Annotated in this window: 11 protein-coding genes; 6 read left to right on the top strand and 5 right to left on the bottom strand. The window is 64.6% G+C overall.

From position 1 onward, the window contains the following. Positions 1-96: 96 nt before the first annotated feature. Positions 97-2,169 carry a cation:proton antiporter gene (locus B1526_RS00250; protein ID WP_095614137.1) on the top strand — a complete coding sequence of 691 codons (2,073 nt, stop codon included), beginning with the start codon at positions 97-99 and terminating at the stop codon, positions 2,167-2,169. A gap of 8 nt (positions 2,170-2,177) precedes the next feature. Here B1526_RS00250 and B1526_RS00245 read toward each other — a convergent pair whose 3' ends face one another. Beyond that, positions 2,178-3,872, bottom strand: a complete 1,695-nt coding sequence (locus tag B1526_RS00245; RefSeq protein WP_095614136.1) for a cell envelope integrity protein TolA — start codon at positions 3,870-3,872, stop codon at positions 2,178-2,180. Positions 3,873-3,954: 82 nt separating this feature from the next. Then, a complete protein-coding gene (gene dcd, locus B1526_RS00240) occupies positions 3,955-4,536 on the bottom strand; it encodes a dCTP deaminase (RefSeq protein WP_095614135.1) in 582 nt (193 codons plus the stop codon). Between the two features lie 176 nt (positions 4,537-4,712). Between dcd and B1526_RS00235 the strand changes: the two genes are divergently transcribed. Then, on the top strand, positions 4,713-5,465 hold the full coding sequence (locus tag B1526_RS00235) for an alpha/beta hydrolase (protein WP_095614156.1): 753 nt from the start codon (positions 4,713-4,715) through the stop codon (positions 5,463-5,465). 138 nt (positions 5,466-5,603) lie between these two features. Here the strand turns inward: B1526_RS00235 and B1526_RS00230 are convergent, their stop codons facing one another. Further along, complete coding sequence (locus tag B1526_RS00230) at positions 5,604-8,588, bottom strand: cation-translocating P-type ATPase (RefSeq protein WP_095614134.1); 2,985 nt, start codon at positions 8,586-8,588, stop codon at positions 5,604-5,606. Positions 8,589-8,865: 277 nt separating this feature from the next. On the opposite strand from B1526_RS00230, the gene rlmB reads away from it, so the two are divergent. Continuing rightward, positions 8,866-9,855 (top strand): 23S rRNA (guanosine(2251)-2'-O)-methyltransferase RlmB, encoded by a 990-nt coding sequence (gene rlmB, locus B1526_RS00225; RefSeq protein ID WP_095614133.1) that lies wholly within the window; start codon positions 8,866-8,868, stop codon positions 9,853-9,855. A gap of 126 nt (positions 9,856-9,981) precedes the next feature. Here rlmB and B1526_RS00220 read toward each other — a convergent pair whose 3' ends face one another. Together B1526_RS00220 and B1526_RS00215 are read right to left on the bottom strand one after the other, a co-directional pair. Then, on the bottom strand, positions 9,982-11,418 hold the full coding sequence (locus tag B1526_RS00220; protein ID WP_095614132.1) for a DUF4032 domain-containing protein: 1,437 nt from the start codon (positions 11,416-11,418) through the stop codon (positions 9,982-9,984). 139 nt (positions 11,419-11,557) lie between these two features. Continuing rightward, positions 11,558-12,688: an ABC transporter ATP-binding protein gene (locus B1526_RS00215; protein WP_095614131.1), complete on the bottom strand. Its 1,131-nt coding sequence runs from the start codon at positions 12,686-12,688 to the stop codon at positions 11,558-11,560. Between the two features lie 348 nt (positions 12,689-13,036). On the opposite strand from B1526_RS00215, the gene B1526_RS00210 reads away from it, so the two are divergent. The 3 genes from B1526_RS00210 to B1526_RS00200 all read left to right on the top strand — a co-directional run bounded on the left by B1526_RS00210 (position 13,037) and on the right by B1526_RS00200 (position 17,356). Continuing rightward, positions 13,037-14,065, top strand: a complete 1,029-nt coding sequence (locus B1526_RS00210; RefSeq protein WP_095614130.1) for a potassium channel family protein — start codon at positions 13,037-13,039, stop codon at positions 14,063-14,065. Between the two features lie 69 nt (positions 14,066-14,134). Continuing rightward, a complete protein-coding gene (locus tag B1526_RS00205) occupies positions 14,135-16,267 on the top strand; it encodes a serine/threonine-protein kinase (protein ID WP_095614129.1) in 2,133 nt (710 codons plus the stop codon). A gap of 120 nt (positions 16,268-16,387) precedes the next feature. Further along, entirely contained in the window at positions 16,388-17,356 is a 969-nt protein-coding gene (locus B1526_RS00200; protein ID WP_095614128.1) for a DsbA family protein, read from the top strand. Positions 17,357-17,481 lie beyond the last annotated feature (125 nt).

Below are 17,481 nucleotides of genomic sequence, written 5' to 3'. Positions count from 1 at the left end.
CGTAACGCGCGGCTTGCTATGCTGGAGACTCCCCCTCACAAGCGCTTTGGTGGGATTGTCGTGCGACCTATCCGCGAACTGGCAAGGAGGACCGACGTGGCCGTTTTCGAACTGATCCTAGGCGTCCTCGCCGCGGTGCTGCTCTCGTCGTTCCTCAGCAGGTTCATTCCACGCATCTCGACACCGCTCGTGCAGATCGCGCTCGGCGTGCTCATGTCACAGCTCGCGTTCGTGCCGACGACCGAACTCGACCCGGAACTGTTCATGGTGCTCTTCATCGCGCCGCTGCTGTACCTCGAAGCGCACGAGATCAACAAAAGCCAACTGCTCAAATCGTTGAAGCTCTCCCTGTCGCTCGCCGTCGGGCTCGCGATTGCGATCATGATCGTCGTGGGCTTCACATTGCACGCGATATGGCCGATGTTCACGCTCGCCGCGGCGCTCGCGCTCGGCGCCGCGCTCGGACCGACCGACGCCGTCGCCGTGAGTTCGCTGAGCCATGAGGCGGCGCTTTCGCAACGCCAGGTGGGCGTCCTCAAAGGCGAATCGCTGTTCAATGACGCGTCGGGCATCGTCGGGTTCCAGTTCGCGATCACGGCGGCCGTGACGGGACAGTTCCGCGTGACCGAGGCCGTCGGCGAATTCGTCGTCTCGTTCTTCGGTGGCGCGTTGTTCGGGCTCATCATCGGCCTCGTCGCGAACTGGCTGTTCGAAACATCCCGCCAACTCGGCTGGGAGACGACGACGTCGCGCATCCTGCTCGAATTGTTCCTGCCGTTCCTGCTGTACATCGGCGCCGAGATGGCGCACGTCTCCGGCATCCTCGCCGTCGTCGCCGCAGGCCTGACGATGCGCTTCGACCGCACCGGCATCGGCCCGAACGTCGCACGCACGAACATCGTCGCATCGAGCGTATGGTCGGTGTTCTCGTTCTCGCTCAACGGCGCCGTGTTCATCCTGCTCGGCCTGCTGCTGCCCGGCGCAATGCGCGCGAGCTGGGACAACCCGGCCGTGAGCAACTGGACGCTCCTCGCGGTCATCCTGTGCGTCTCGGCCGTCATCGTCGGGTTGCGCTTCGTATGGGTGTCGGCGATGCTGCGCCTCACACGCGCCGAGGATTCGCACGAACGCCGCCGCATGACGCCCGAACGCTGGCGTTCGGCGGCCGTCATGACCTTCGGCGGCGCAAAAGGCACAATCACACTGTCCTTGATGTTCACGATCCCCTATACGCTCGCGAACGGCGAATGGTTCCCGATGCGCGACGAACTCATCTTCATCGCCGGCGGCGTCATCATCGTCACGCTGCTGCTCGCGAACTTCCTGCTGCCGGTCATCGCACCGAACAAATCGGCATCGGAGACACGTGAGATCACCGAAGCGTCGATCGAGGTGCTGCGACGCACCGTCGAGGAACTCGCGGAACTGACGACCGATGAGAACCGCGCGCCCGTCATGGCGGTCATCAATTCGTATACGCAGCGCATCACACGACTCAAGAAACGGCTCGGCGACACGGCGTCCGACGAACGCGGCGAACTGCAGATCGCGGCGCTCGAATGGGAGAAGGACTACGTCAAACTCCGTCTCGCCGAAGCGCGTATCAACCCCACATTGAGCGAACACGACCGCGCGATCGAAATCGAGACATGCGAACGTCTCCTCGACCAGATCATGACGACACTGCGGCACACCTACACCGAACACGACTCGTCGCGCATCGCGTGGCGCGTGCGCGGCCGTATCCATCTGCTGCAGCGGCGTACGGCGAACGTCTCGCGGCGCGCGGCGAACAAGATACGCCGTTCGACGCCGCTGTTCAGCGAGGACGACGTCTATATCAGCATGCGCGCCCTGCAGACCGACGCGATCGACCATGTCATCGACCGCCTGTACGCGGAGATGACGAACACGACGTACAGCACCGAGGCGGTGTCCGCGTTGCTGCTCGACTACCGCCGCGCGGAGGCGTCGCTCAAATCACGTCCGAACATGCGTAATTCGGCGTCGATGTCGACGAGGATCGACGACGTCAAGCGCGAAAGCTTCGGCATCGAGCTCGGCGTCATCCAGGACATGGTCGAGAACGGCGACATCACGCGCGCGCAGGCGAAACAGCTGCGCAAGAACGTGTATGTGATGAGCGTCGCCGCCGACGCGAACTTCTGACGTACCGTCTACTGCTGGACGCCGGTTGCGCCGGCATCGTTCGGGGTTGTCGCGCCTCCGTTCGCGCCGCCGTTCACACCGGTGTCGCCTGTCACACCACCGTTCACACCGGTGTCGCCGGTGGTTCCGTTCACGCCTGTGCCGTCGCCGTTCACACCGGTGCCGGCGCCTGTGCCGTCGAGTCCGTTCTGTGTGCCGTTCGCCGCGTTCTGCTGCTGCTGGAGCAGTTCCTGCTGGCGTTGTGCTTCGGCGGCCGCGTTCGCCTGCGTGAGTGCGTCCTCGGATGCGCGCACGGTGTCACTCGCCGTGGTGAGCGCTTCGCGTGCCTTGTCCGCCGCTTCCTGGGTGAGGTTCGCGTCGTTCGCCGTTTTCTTCGCGTCATTGATCGCGGCGAGGAGCGCCTCGCGTGTCGCCTCGTCCTGTACGAGGCCCGCGGATTCGTCGTAGAGCGTCTGCGCGTCGTCGATCGCCGATTGCAGCGTCTTCTTGATGCCGTCCGTCTGCGTCTTCGTGGTCTTCGACGCGTTGACGGCGGCGGCTGCGTCCTTGAGCGCCTTCGTCGCGTCCTCGATCTGCACGCCCTGTTCATCGAGGCGTTTCGCGGCCTGTTCGAGCGCGCTCGGTGCGAGCGTCGCCGCGCACGCCGCGTCGATGTCCTGCACGTCCTTCTGCAACGACGTCGCCTGCTGCATCGCATCGTTGAGCGCCGTGAGCGTCGCGCCGTCGGCGACGGCGTCCTGCGGAGTCGAGGCGAGCTCGGTGTCCGCCTTCACTTCCTTGTCGAGCAATGCCGATGCCGACCGCACGACCTGTTGCGAACGTCCGCATGCCGTGAGCGCCGCGTCTTTCGCGTTCGCCGATGTGTTGCGCCGCCACAGTACGACGCCGACGGTGATGAGTGCGACGACGACGATTGCGGCGATGACGGCGATGATGATGTTCCTGCGCTTGTGGTTCCCGCCGCCGTTGCGGCTGTGGCGGCCTTCGCCGCCGTCGCCGGTGTCTGCGCCATCGTCCTCGTCGGAGACGTCCTCAAGCGGTTCGAAGGCCGCGGGTGGCTGTGCGCCGCCTGTTTCGATGACGGCGTTCGTATAGGAGGACGCCGTCCTGCCGAGGACGCGCGTGCCGTCGGATGGGTCGATCGGTGGGAGCGTCGCCGTGCGCGCCTCGTCGACGGATGTGTCGTCGGTGTGCGCGGCGTATGTATGTGTGTTGATTGACGCCAGCGTCGGCGCGGGCGGGAACAGTTCCGTCTCCTCATCGTCCGCGGCGGCGGCGCTGCCTTCCGCGGCGCCCCATACCGGCACGTTGAAATCATCGGATGCGGCGTCGTCCTGCGATGGCATCGCCGGCATCGCCTGCGTCGGGGCCGAGGACTGCGCGGGAGCCGCGATGCCCGAGTTCGCGAGCGTGAACGTCGGCATCGTCGTCGTCTCATCAGATGTATGCCGCGCGCTTGTAGGCGGCGCGGGCGGTTCGCGGTGGTCGTTGGGCGCCGATGGCGTCGGCGACGATGTCGATGGTGCCGATTTCGGCACCATCGGCTTTTCGGTCGCCGGTCTCGGCGTGTCATCGAAGGATGGGAACTGGAGCGCGGCGCTGTCGACGCGTTCATCAATCGGCTGCAGATTGCCGTCGACGTCACCGGACGGCTCGGATGGGAACTGCAGATCGGAATTGGAGGAATCGGCGTTGTTCGCCATTGCTCGTTCGCCTCTCTTCATTAAACACGGTCAATCACGGATGCACGCAGCGCGCGGACCGGAATGGCCGTGGCGCCGACCACTAATCGGTGATTTGCGCGCGGTAAAAATTCACATAGGAACGCGACGGCGTCGGGCCGCGCTGTCCTTGGTAATGGGAGCCGGTCGTCGCCGAACCGTAGGGGTGTTCGGCGGGCGAACTCAGCTGGAAGAAGCACATCTGGCCGATCTTCATGCCCGGCCACAGCTTGACGGGCAACGTCGAAACGTTCGACAACTCAAGCGTGATATGGCCTTCGAACCCGGGGTCGATGAACCCGGCCGTCGAATGCGTCAGGATGCCGAGGCGGCCGAGCGAGCTCTTGCCTTCGAGGCGCGCGGCGAGTGTCGGGTCAAGCTTGACGTACTCCCATGTCGAGCCGAGCGCGAATTCGCCCGGGTGCAGGATCCACGGCTCGTCAGGCCGCACTTCGAACTGCTCGGTGAGCTCGCCCTGGTTCTCCGCCGGATCTACATAGGTGTAGGCGTGGTTGTTGAACAGGCGGAAGAAACGGTCGAGACGCACATCGACCGATGCGGGCTGCACCATCTCGGGCGTCCACGGATCGAGCGAGATATGGCCCTCGGCCTGCGCGGCGAGGATATCGCGGTCAGACAGCAGCATCTTACGGGCATCTCCTTCATGACGAATCACAACTCGCACCACGGCGGCGCACGCGCATGGGCATTCTCGACCCAAGTGTAATTGCGTACGGCGACGCAGCCTCGCGCGTCGGGCGCCGATGCAGCGACAGGCTGATTTCCTTCGCACATCCGGACACCGATGCGTATATTGGCGGTATGACTCATGCATCCGAGAACCACGGCGTCCCGACCGGCCGCCGGTCGAACGTCGTCCCGGGCCATTTCGGCGATCCACTCACCGTCACGACCGCGCTGAGTTCGCGCGACGACGCGACGGGCGCCGCAGGCCGTCCGCTCATGTTGTGCCTGCACGGCTGGGGATCGAACGAGGACGACCTTGCCGGCATGATGCGCTACGTCGCCCCTTACAACGATTACGTGTCGCTGCGCGCGCCGCTTGTGCTGCAGGAGGCGTCACCGATGCAGGGCGGCGCGTACTCGTGGCTGCATGACGCGATCCCGGTCGGCGAGGACCTCGATCATGACGCGTTCGCCGCCGCGAGCGCGATCGACGACTGGGTCGCCACGCATGTCGCGCCCGAACGACCCGTCGTGCCGATCGGGTTCTCGCAAGGGGGCATGCTCGCGATCCAACTGTTGCGCGTGCATCCGGAACGCTACCGTGCGGCGATAAGCCTGTCCGGCTTCCTCGCGCCGGGCGTCGTGCCGCATACGCATCCGGCCGATGCGCGGCTCCTCGACCTCAACATCCCGACGTTCTATGGATATGGTTCCGCGGACACGGTCGTGCCGAAATACGACATCTACGAAACGCTCGCGTGGCTTGAGGAGTACACGTGGCTCACGGCGCACGAATACCGGGGCCTCGACCATGCGGTGAGCCTCGAGGAGTTCGCCGACCTGCGCGAATGGCTCCTCGGCCATGACATCACGTCCGGACTCATGTGACGTCTTTTCGCAGTGCGGTATGGTGGGAGGCACCGTAACGTACCGCACTGCGAAAAGACGGTATCCGCAACAACGTGAGGGGTCGGCGATCCAATGCGGATCGCCGACCCCTCGTGTCATGTCAGCGTGGACTGTGCGTCACTTCGCGCGCATGCGCAGGAAGATCTTGCGGACCTCCGAAGCGACGAGCACGAAGAACGCGAGGCCGATGCATTCGAGCCATGCCATCGGCGGCAGCGGCGTCGTGCCGAACGCTGTGTTGAGGAACGGCACATAGATGACGAGCAGCTGCAGCACAATCGACAGGCCGATTGCGCCCCACAGCCACTTGTTCGAGAACAGGCCGACGAACGCGCTCTGCAGATGCGAACGCGACGCGATCGCGTTGAACAGCTGTGCGAACACGAGGATCGTGAAGCCCATCGTGCGCGCTTCGACCATCTGCGCGTCGTGGCCCATCGCGTCGACGGAACGGTCGGTGAACAGGCCACCCGTCAGATGCATGTCCATGCCGATGAGCGTGACGATGGCCATGATGATGCCGATGTAGATGATGTCGCCCCACATCGCGCCGTCGATGACACGGTCGGTCAGCTTGCGTGGCTTGCGGTTCATGACGTCCTCGGTCATCGGGTCGACGCCCATCGCGAGCGCCGGTGCCGCGTCGGTCAGCAGGTTAATCCACAGCAGCTGTGTCGCGAGGAGCGGCACGGTGACGCCGACGGACGCCGGGTTCTTGATGCCGAGCCAGCCGGCGAAGACGACGCCGAAGAACACGGTGAAGACTTCGCCGACGTTCGAGCTGAGCAGGTAGCGCAGGAACTTGCGGATGTTGTCGAATATGCCGCGGCCTTCGCGCACGGCGGCGACGATTGTCGAGAAGTTGTCGTCGGCGAGGATCATCTTCGCCGACTGCTTCGTCACCTCGGTGCCGGTGATGCCCATAGCCACGCCGATGTCCGCGGACTTGACGGCCGGGGCGTCGTTGACGCCGTCACCCGTCATCGCGGCGATGTTGCCTTGGCGCTGCAGCGATTCGACGATCTTGAGCTTGTGCTCCGGGGCCACACGCGCATACACGGAGACTTCGCTCGTTGCCTTGTCGAGCTGCTGCTCGTCCATCGTATCGAGCTCGTCGCCGGTGAGCGCCTTGCCGTCCTTCGCGATGATACCCAGGTCGGAGGCAATGCGGGCGGCGGTGAGCGGGTGGTCGCCCGTGATCATGACCGTGCGGATGCCCGCGCGGTGCGCTTCGGCGACCGCATCGCGCACTTCGGTGCGCGGCGGATCGATGATGCCGACCATGCCGTTCCAGATGAGGTGCTGTTCGATCGCCTCGGCCTGTTCGGAGATATCGGAGATCTCACCGGCGGAGTTCGTGCGGATGCCCGGCACCTGCGCGAGCGAATCGGTCTCAAGCGGGCGGTAGGCCTCGCCGAGCGTACGGTACGCCTCACGCGACAGGCGTTCGACAGTGCCAAGGATGTCCTGGCGGTCGCCTTCGGTGAGCGGGCGGACCGCGCCGTTCACATAGATGCGGTCGCAGTAGCTGAGCAGCACGTCCGGCGCGCCCTTCGCGAACACGGTGAGCTTGCCGGCGTCGGTCGCGTTGCGCGTGATGACGGACATGCGCTTGCGTTCGGATGTGAACGGAATCTCGGCGACGCGGTCGAAGTGCTCGTACTTCTTGTCCGCATGCGTCTTGCGGGCGGCGACGACGAGCGAGACCTCGGTCGGATCGCCGACGATCTCCCATGTGCCGGGCTTGTCGCCCTCGCGCAGTTCGCCGTCGTTCGCGAGTGTGCCCGCACCGAGCGTGGCAAGGACTTCGTTCGCGATGTTCTCGGGGACTGCGGAGCCATCGATGGCAACCATGTCGCCTTCCGGCGCATAGCCGGTGCCAGTCAGTTCGACTTCACCCGACGGCACGACCACGCGTTCGACGGTCATCTCGTTTCGCGTGAGCGTACCAGTCTTGTCGGAGCAGATCACCGAAGCGGAACCGAGCGTCTCCACCGAATGCAGCTTCTTGACAATCGCGTGGTGCGCGGCCATGCGCTGCACGCCAAGCGCGAGCACGACAGTCAGGATCGCGGCAAGGCCTTCCGGCACGGCCGCGACGGCGAGCGACACGGCGAGCAGAAGCGAATCGATCACGTCGTGCACGCTGTGGAAGCCTTCGAGGACCGCGAGCGCGATCAGCACGACGACGGCGATGATGCACACGGCGATGCCGAGGATCTTCGAGACGTGGTTCATCTCCTTCTGCAGCGGCGTCGCCTCGTCTTCGGTGGACTGGAGCAGGTCGGCGATCTTGCCGACCTGCGTGTTCATGCCGGTGCCGGTCACGATGGCGCGGCCGGTGCCCTGCGTCACAGATGTGCCGTTGAACACCATGTTCGAACGGTCGCCAAGCGCCTTCGCGCTGTCGAGCGTGGCGGGCTTCTTGCTCACCGGCACCGATTCGCCGGTGAGCGAGGCCTCGGCGATGCGCAGGCTCGCCGCGGCGAGCAGTCGGCCATCAGCGGGCACGGTGTCGCCTTCGCCGAGCACGAGGATGTCACCAGGCACGATGTCGGTCGTGTTGATGCGTTCGACGCGCCCGTTGCGCAGCACGTTCGACGTGGGCGCGGTCATTTCGGACAGCGCGTTGACGGCCTCCTCCGCCTTCGCCTCCTGCATGTAGCCGAGAATCGCGTTGACGATGAGGATCAGCACGATGACGATGGAGTCGAATGGCAGGGCCTCGCCTTCGGCGCCCGGCGCGGCGTTCACCTTCTCGATGATCCACGCGACGAGCGAGATGGCGGTGGCTGCGAGCAGCAGATAGACGAGCGGGTCTTGGAACTGCTGCAGGAACTTCTTCCATTTCGGTACAGGGGGTGCGCTCGCGAGTTCGTTGGGGCCGAATTTCTCAAGTCGGCGTTTGGCTTCGTCCGTGCTCAGGCCGGTGCGCGGGTCCACGTCCAAGGTCGCCGCGACCTGGCCGGCATCGACGAGCGACGGATCGACATCTCGCAGCAATGCCTCCTGCGCCTTCACCTCCCGGGTCTCCTGAGCATCCTCGGGTTCCACATGTGGTTCATTGGAAAGCGCGGATGGATCAATGATGCGATCATCCATAGGTTATTCTCCTCGGTCAGCCGCGGAGTAGTCAGTCAGGCGCGAAGTCCCGGCCCCGGTTGGGTGAACCGGAGGCTGGGCACAACAGGCCGGGCTGCGCGGTTATTTCCGGCGCCATATTGGCATGGCGCCGCATACGTCTGCCATTATTCCATAGTGGGGTTTACCTCGTAGCTGATTACGTGTGTTCCGCGCAGGACGGACGGCGGGGACGCCACCTCATATGGTGTGCGATGCGGGTGGGCGTTTGGCGCGGGGCGCTGTCATAATTGTGCCCATGGTTACGAAGAAAGGCCCGACCAAGGGGTCGGGCGGTAAACACCGCAACGCGTTGCGCGGCAAGGGCCCGACGCCCAAAGCCGAGGATCGCGTCTATCACAAGGCATACAAGGCGAGGAAGCAGGCGGAGAAGCGCCAGCGTTCCGATCCGCGTCTCGCCGCACGCCGCCGCGCGGCCAAATTCGCGAGCGATTCCGACGACCTCGTCATCGGCCGCAACGCCGTCCTCGAGGCGCTGCGCGTCGGCGTGCCCGCGAGCACGCTCTATGTGGCCGCGCGCATCGAACCTGATGATCGCACGCGCGAGATCATCCGTCTCGCCGGCCAGCATGGCCTCAACCTGCTTGAGGCGGACCGTCTCGAAATGGACCGCATCGCGCGCTCCGACCACCATCAGGGCGTCATCATGAAGGCGCAGCCGTTCCAGTACTCGTCGCTCATCGAACTCGCCGAACGCGCCGAGCGCAAGGCGCGCGCGATGGAAGCCGCGAACTCGAAGGCCGCGCAGATCGCCGCACGTCCGCTCTTCATCGCGCTCGACGGTATAACCGATCCACAGAACCTCGGCGCCGTCATCCGCTCGGCCGCCGCGTTCGGCGCGAACGGTGTGATTCTGCCGGAGCGCCGTTCCGCGTCCGTCAACGCGACCGCGTGGAAGGTCTCGGCGGGCGCCGCCGCCCATATGCCGGTCGCACGCGTCGTCAACCTGACGAAGGCAATCGAGGCGCTCAAGGAGCGCGGCTACTACAGCGTCGGCCTTGACGGCGGCGGAAGCAAGCTCGTCGGCGAGACCGGCTTCGAAACCGATCCGCTCGTCATTGTGCTCGGTTCGGAAGGCAAGGGCCTGAGCAGGCTCACGCGTGAGGCGTGCGACTGCATTGCAGGCATCCCGATGACGAACGCCGTCGAATCGCTCAACGCGTCCGTCGCCGCCGGCATCGCGATGTACGCGGCCGACCGTGCGCGCCGCGAAGCCGCCGCGCAGTAAGCAGCCGCACACCATCACGGCAACGGCCACCAGCGTTTTCGCGCTACGCTACGCTACGTCGCCCCGTGGCGGTGAATCGGTGCAGAACGGCTGTTTCTGCACCGATTCACCGCCGCGGGGCGACCATCAATGCGACCAGACCGCGGCGTCCTGGTCGAACTCCGGATTGTAGTCGTCGTCCTCATGGTCATCGTGCGGCTGCGAGGACGCGTCATCATATGTCGATTCATCGTCGATGACACCGGAATCTGCTTCGGCGTTGAGATCGTCGACGGTCTTCGCGTCCATCATCTGCTTCGGCAGGATGTCGTTCACATAGCTTTGCACGGCGTCGGCCATCGGCACGTCATGGCCGGCCTTCTCCGCCATGAACCAACGGTGGTCGAGCACTTCGTGGAAGAACTGCGCAGGTTCGATCTGCGAACGGTATTCGGGCGGGATCATGCGCACGGTCGGCTCGAAGACCTCACGCATCCAATCGGTCGCGACGATCTCAAGGTCCTCGCCGTCGCGCCACGTCGACGCGCGGTACGCGTCGAGGTCGTTGAGCAGGCGGCGCGCCTGGTTCTCCTGCACATCAAGACCTGTGAGACGCAGCAGTTTGCGGTTCGCATAGCCGGCGTCGACGACGCGCGGACGCACAAGCACACGTTTGCCATCCTCGGTCGTCGTCACCTCGAGTTCGTCGACGTCGAAACCAAGTTCATTGAGGCGGTTGACACGTTTCTCGATCTTCCACATCTCGTTCGGATTGAACTTGTCCGTGTCCGTGAGCGCACTCCACAGCGAATGGTACCGGTCGACGAGACGGTTGCCGACCTCGATCTCGTCGACGCCGGGCGGCAGCAGTTCGCCGGAACTCAAATCCATCAATTCACCGATGATGTTCGTACGCGCAAGATCGATGTCGTATTCACGCTGCCCCTGCGTCAACTCGACCTGCAGATCGCCCGTCTCGGCATCGACGAGGAACGCGGAGAACGCGTCCGCGTCCTTGAGGAACAGGACGTTCGAAAGCGACACATCACCCCAATAGAAACCAGCAAGGTGCAGCCGAACCATGAGCACGGCGAGCGCGTCGATGAGGCGTTCCGCCGTGTCCGGGCGCAATGTGCGCGCGAAAAGCGCACGGTACGGCAGCGAGAACCGCAGATGCTTCGTCACGAGGATCGCTTCGAGCGGATCACCATGCTCGTCATGGCGTCCCGTGACGACGGCGATCGGCTGCACGGTCGGCAGATTCAGTTTCTGCAGCTGCCGCAACAGTTCGTATTCGCGTTCCGCGACGGCGCGTGTGATCTCCTTCATCGCGTAGACCTCGTCGCCGACGCGCACGAAACGCACGATGTGACGGGAGATGCCTCGCGGCAGGTTGACGAGGATGTCCTTCGGCCATGTGGAGAGCGGCTGCTCCCATGGCAGTGTGAACATCTTCGGATCCGCGCTCGCGGACGTGATCTTGAGCGATGGCGGCTCGTCGGATGGTGTGGCCGGGTCCTCGGCCTTCACGGACGTCGCCTTCAACGCGCGTGGGTCCAACTGCGGATTGTCATATAAGCTCATAGTCGCCACTCTACCTCATTGCCGTTCATCGTTCGCCGGATGCCATCCACGGATACGCCCGCGGATACAGGAAACCCCGCAGATGATGCTGCGGGGTTCCATGCATAATCGATATGTCAGGGCTTTCGCCAAGCCTGCATCAGTTGATGCGCAGCTCGGTCGACGGGGCGAAGAGGTGCATCTTCGCCGGGTTGACCTTGATCTTGACGACGTCGCCGACCTTCGGGAGCACACGCGGGTTCACACGGATCGTCGTGAGCTTGTTCTGGTCGGACATCATCGAGATTTGCTCGGCGGCCACCGAGTCGTCCGTGATGATGTTGCCGTAGATGTAGCCGTCGGAGCCGAGATCCTCGACGTTGACGACCTTGAGCGAGAACGCGTTCGTGTCATCCGGGCCAGCGAGCGACGCGTCTTCCGGACGGAAGCCGACGACGATCTCGTTGTTGTCCTCCGGCGTGAGCTTGTCGAGCGCTTCCTTCGGCAGGTCCATCGTGTCCTGGCCGATCTTCGCCTTGCCGTTGACGACCGGGTGCGTGTTGATGTTCATCGACGGGGAGCCGATGAAGCCCGCGACGAAGACGTTCGCCGGACGGTCGTACAGCTCGGTCGGGGCACCGACCTGCTGCAGGATGCCGAGCTTGATGACGGCGATGCGGTCGCCCATCGTCAGCGCCTCGGTCTGGTCGTGGGTGACATAGAGCGTCGTGACGCCGAGCTGGCGCTGGAGCGCCGCGATCTGCGTACGGGTCTGCACGCGGAGCTTCGCATCGAGGTTCGAGAGCGGCTCATCCATGAGGAAGACCTTCGGCTCACGGACGATTGCGCGGCCCATCGCGACACGCTGGCGCTGACCACCGGAGAGGGCCTTCGGCTTGCGGTCGAGGAACTCGGTGAGGTCGAGGATCTCAGCGGCCTTCTCGACGCGCTTGCGGATCTCCTCCTTCGGGGTGCCTGCGATCTTGAGCGCGAAGCCCATGTTGTCCGCGACGGTCATGTGCGGGTACAGCGCGTAGTTCTGGAACACCATTGCGATATCGCGGTCCTTCGGCTGCATCGTGGTGACGTCCTTGCCACCGATGAGGATGCGGCCCTTGTTGACCTCCTCGAGGCCCGCGAGCATGCGCAGCGTCGTCGACTTGCCGCAGCCGGAAGGGCCGACGAGCACGAGGAACTCGCCATCCTTGATATCAAGATTGAGGTCATCCACCGACGGCTTGTCATTGCCCGGGTAGATACGAGTGACATGATCGAAAATGACTTCTGCCATTATTCATCCTTTCATCGGCAGGTACGTGCCGAACGATCCGTTGTGAGGGGATTACTTGTGGCGTGTCCATCTGCAGCCGTCGACTTCGACGCGGCAACAAACTTCAACGTTGCCCGACGGGAATCGCTCCTCGTCAAGCTGTTCCACACTATACACGTTCCCCCGAACTTGGCAATGCGACACGCGCGCCGCGCATGTCTCCACGATGTCCACACAGATATCCGCTCAACCATCCCCGTATGTCGCGCCCCGATATCCGCGACACGCACGGCCGGCCGTTTTCGTCCTGCGCAACATTCGCCCCGCAGGACACCACACCGCGGCCGCCTCCTCCGTACAATCGACGATATGACGCTTGAGAAATGGGAACGCATATCCAACATACCGCTCTTCATATTGTCGGCGGTGTTCCTGTTCGCGTACTCCTGGCAGATCCTCGTGCAGACGCATCTGCACGCGTGCTTCATCGCGATCAATATCGTCTGGATCACGTATGGACTCGATTACGTCGTCTCGTTCATCCTCGCCAAACACAAATGGACATGGTTCCGCAAGAACCTGCCGCTCCTGCTCACGCTCGCGCTGCCGGTCTTCCAACCACTGCGCCTGCTGCGGCTCATCCCGATGCTGCACATCTTCAACCGCAGCGCGGGCGCTGCGACACGCGGCCGCATCACCGTCTATGCGACAAGCGCGATCACACTGCTCATCTATGTCGCCGCGCTCGCCGAATACTCGGCCGAGCACCTCGCCCCAGGCGCGACGATCACGACGTTCCCGCTCTCACTGTGGTGGGCGTTCGTCACGGTGACGACGGTCGGCTACGGCGACGTCTACCCGGTCACACTCACCGGACGCTGCATCGCGGTCGCGCTCATGCTCACCGGCATCGCGTTGATCGGCATCGTGAGCGCGATGATCTCGTCGTGGATCATCGACCAAGTCAACGGCGGCGCGCGCAACATCACGAAGGACAGCGCGGCGGTCACCGGCACCCACGCACAATCGGACAATGAATACAATTCTGCGGACATCCGCCTCATGCGCGCCGAAATCCTGCGGCTCACCGACACGGTCGGACAGCTCAACAACGAACTGCAGCGCACGCACCGTCTCACAAAACGCGCGCACAGGCGCACCGACGGCCACCATGGATTCCTGTTCCTCGACGACGACGGCCATCTGCACACGCAGAACACGGCGGACGGCGGCGCGAACACGGCGGCGCACGACGTGCACGCACATACGGCGGGGACGGAGGATTCGAAACGCCCCGCGCACCGCAAACCACACGACGGACCGTCGATCGACGCGCACGACAGCAGCCGCGACGGCGGCGGACCGGCCCACGAAGGCCCCGCGTCGTTCATCGACTGAGCACAGCAGACGCCATATACGAAGCGATATTGCGCACATATCGGCACAACGGCCCCTACGATAGGAACCATGAGTGATCTGCACGCTTTGAACCTCAAACCCGGCGACATCGTCGGCGGCTACACGCTCGACTCCCGACTCGGCGCGGGCGCGATGGGATCGGTGTGGCGTGTCACGGATGGCGGCGGCACAAGCTACGCGATGAAGATACTGAGGGACTCGCTCAACGACGATGCGGTCGACGAAGAAGGACGCCGCGCGCAGGCGACCGCGCGCGAGCGCCTGCGACGTGAGGCGATGGCGCTCAAACGCATCAAGGACCCAGGGGTGTGCAGCATCGTCGACATGGAACTCGACGATTCGCTCGCGTTCATCGTCACCGAACTCATCGAAGGCGACAACCTGCGCGAGGACGTCGTGCGCAATGGCAGATACGTCGGCGGCGACCTCGAACGGCTCGCGGGCAAGCTCATCGACGCCGTACGCGCCGTGCACGGGGCGGGCATCGTGCACAGGGACATCAAACCGACGAATGTCATGGTCTCGGTGACGGGGCCGATCCTCGTCGACTTCGGCATCGCGATGGGCGAAGGCGAAAGCCATGTGACGAGCACAGGGCTCGTCATGGGCACGCCCGGTTTCATCGCGCCCGAGATCATCGAGGGACATGAGGCGACCGAGGCGACCGACTGGTGGTCGACGGCGTCGGTGCTCGCGTTCGCGGCGACCGGGGCGCCGGTCTTCGGCACGCAGCCGATGCTCGCCGTGCTCCAGCGCGAGGCAGCCGGCAACGCGAACCTGCAGGGGCTGCCGCCGCGCACGATGCAGGCGTTCCGTGCCGCGCTCTCGCCGCAGCCCGGGGAACGGTGCACACCGGATGAGCTGCTCGACGCGATATCGGCGGACGCGTGGGAGGCGGAATCGAACCTCCCTTTTGAGGCGTCCGCCCCGGCGACCGGAGCGGCGTTCAGGAAAAACGAAAGCGTCGACAACCCCCGTTCGTTATGGCGCGCGCAATCGATGCCGACCGCGTCGATCCTGTTCTCGGCGGGCCGGCAGCGTGCGGACGGCACCTTCGGCGACGGCGCGATCGGCGACGGCCCAGTGCATGACGGCGCAGCGAACGGCAGCGCCGCGGACGCCATCCCGGCACAGGCGCAGCCCGCGCGCGAACCGCTTCGCACGGTCGTGAACCAGGAGGCCGCGGCGCTTGACCCTCCCGCGCCACCGACGGCGACACGGCCGTTGGGCGCGGCGGACGAAGCCGCGACGACACCGCTCGAGCATACGACGAGCGCGTTGCCGCAGACGCGCGTCCTCGAAACGGCTGCGGATGGCACCGGCATGCCAGGCGCCGATGCGGAGGCGACGCAAGCGATTCTGCCGCCATCGCCCCGTTCGGCGCGGGGGGAGGCTCCCGCATGCGCGCCGCAGCCGCAACGCGCCGGCACCGACGAACCCCCATGGCAGGCGGTCATGCCGCAACAGACGACGCAACAGGGTCCACAGCAGATGGCACAGCCGGCACTGGTCGATCCGACGTCATGCTTCGCCGCACGTGGCCGCCTCGCATGCCTGCTGCTCACGATTCCGTTCGCCGCGCTTGCCGCGAGCCTGCCCGTCGTCGCGCTCATCGCCGCGTCATGCGTGTTGTGGATGCTCATGGCGATTGGGTACAACGCGGCCGCGCAGACGGCGCGCATGCTGCGCCATCAGGGCGAGCGCCGCGGCTCGGATAATGCGATCCGCGCGATATCCTTCCCATGGCATCTGCTCAAATCGACGATGTTCATCATCCCGAACATCCTCGCGCTGTGGCTTGTGATGGCGCTCGCGATCGCAATCACGACGGTCATGCTCGGCCTGCCGTGCCACGATGAGCCGCTCCGGCTGTTCGGCTGGGATGTCATGCTCGGTGTGCCCGACATGGCGCCGGCGTCGGCGACGGGCGCCACATGCGCCGCCGCGTTCGCCGCCGGATGGCTCCTCGTCGTGCTCGGCCCGGGTTCGGTGCCGATCCGCCTCGGCGCGGGCCATGTGCTCGGCCTGACGCGGCGTGAGCGCGAGCGCGTGCAATTGCCTCCCGCGGACGATCGCCGCCAATGGGTATGGCTCGCGATCCTCGTTGCATGCACATGTGCGGCGGCGATCAACATCGAAGTGTCTCCGGCCGTCGGATGGTGGCCGCTGCTGCCGTGGTAGAGCGTGCCATCCCACGGCCTGCGGCCCGGTCATGTGGGCAGTTCGTGATGGATGCGCGTGCACGATGGATTTTGGCTTGGCGGACGCCTACACTCAAGACAGATACAGGAAAGGAAACCGATGGCCCGTACCAACCCATCCAAGAGCGGCCGCGAAAGCCGCCGGCAAGCCGAAGCCGCAGAGCAGCAGGCGCGCGCGGCGCAAGCGGCGAAGGAACGCAGGCAGCAGACGATCATCGGCGTGATTGTCGCGGCCGTGCTCGTCGTGCTCATCGTCATCGCAGGTGTAGCCGTCTACCGCAGCACCCATCCGTCGGCGAACAACAGCTCGTCGACGTCGAGCGAGGATGCGACGAGCGCGAAGGACACGCTCGCGTCGTCCCCGGCGAAACCGTCGGTCGCCGATGACGAGGGCGGCATCCTCATATCCGCCGACGGCTATGACAAACCGGTCAAGGACGTGCCGACGATCGGCATCTACATGGACTTCATGTGCCCGGGATGCGGCAGTCTCAACCAGAACCTCGACAAAGACCTCGTGAAGATGGCCGACGCGGGGCAGATCAACCTCGACCTGCACTTCATGTCGTTCATGGACCGGTTCTCGACCGACGAGTATTCGACACGCACGGCGAATGCCGCGCTGTACATCGCCGACCATGACCCGGACCCGGACCATCTGCTCAAGTTCATGTCCAATCTGTACGCGGCCGACTTCCAGCCCGATGAAACGGCGTATGAGCCGATAAGCGACGAGAAGATCGCGCAGCGCGCGGTCGACGCCGGCGTCGACAAGGACGTCGCGAACAAGGCGATCACACGCCAGTACGACGACTACCTCGACGCCGTCAACACCTACACGCCGACACGTGAGGAGCTGTGGAGCACGAGTGGTTCGACGAAGGGTTCGATGTCGACGCCGACGGTGACGATCAACGGCCGGTATTGGGACCTCCATGACGCGAAGGTCACGAGCAAGGACTCGCTCACCGATGCGCTGTGCGAAGCGATTGGGCTCAAGCCCGCGGACATCGGCGTCAAGGGAGACCTGCCTTCGATCGGCGCGGACGGCAAAGCGCTCATTCCATAAGCCGCTGTGACGCACCCGGTATGGCACCGTCAAACGTGAAGATACCGTGTGTAACCGGCTCAACGCGCACTGTCGCCTTGACCGTTCCATATGAACTGCTATGCTATTCAACGGTCGGTGCGTCC

The sequence above is a fragment of the Bifidobacterium criceti genome, from assembly GCF_002286935.1.
GTDB lineage: Bacteria > Actinomycetota > Actinomycetes > Actinomycetales > Bifidobacteriaceae > Bifidobacterium > Bifidobacterium criceti.
Note: the sequence above shows the minus strand (reverse complement) of the source record. Positions and strands in the feature narration are given on the sequence as shown.

Coding starts and splice junctions, on each gene's coding strand:
- B1526_RS00245 (WP_095614136.1), bottom strand. CDS start 3,872: ATGGCGAACAACGCCGATTCCTCCAATTCCGATCTGCAGTTCCCATCC.
- dcd (WP_095614135.1), bottom strand. CDS start 4,536: ATGCTGCTGTCTGACCGCGATATCCTCGCCGCGCAGGCCGAGGGCCAT.
- B1526_RS00235 (WP_095614156.1), top strand. CDS start 4,713: ATGACTCATGCATCCGAGAACCACGGCGTCCCGACCGGCCGCCGGTCG.
- B1526_RS00230 (WP_095614134.1), bottom strand. CDS start 8,588: ATGGATGATCGCATCATTGATCCATCCGCGCTTTCCAATGAACCACAT.
- rlmB (WP_095614133.1), top strand. CDS start 8,866: ATGGTTACGAAGAAAGGCCCGACCAAGGGGTCGGGCGGTAAACACCGC.
- B1526_RS00220 (WP_095614132.1), bottom strand. CDS start 11,418: ATGAGCTTATATGACAATCCGCAGTTGGACCCACGCGCGTTGAAGGCG.
- B1526_RS00215 (WP_095614131.1), bottom strand. CDS start 12,688: ATGGCAGAAGTCATTTTCGATCATGTCACTCGTATCTACCCGGGCAAT.
- B1526_RS00210 (WP_095614130.1), top strand. CDS start 13,037: ATGACGCTTGAGAAATGGGAACGCATATCCAACATACCGCTCTTCATA.
- B1526_RS00205 (WP_095614129.1), top strand. CDS start 14,135: ATGAGTGATCTGCACGCTTTGAACCTCAAACCCGGCGACATCGTCGGC.
- B1526_RS00200 (WP_095614128.1), top strand. CDS start 16,388: ATGGCCCGTACCAACCCATCCAAGAGCGGCCGCGAAAGCCGCCGGCAA.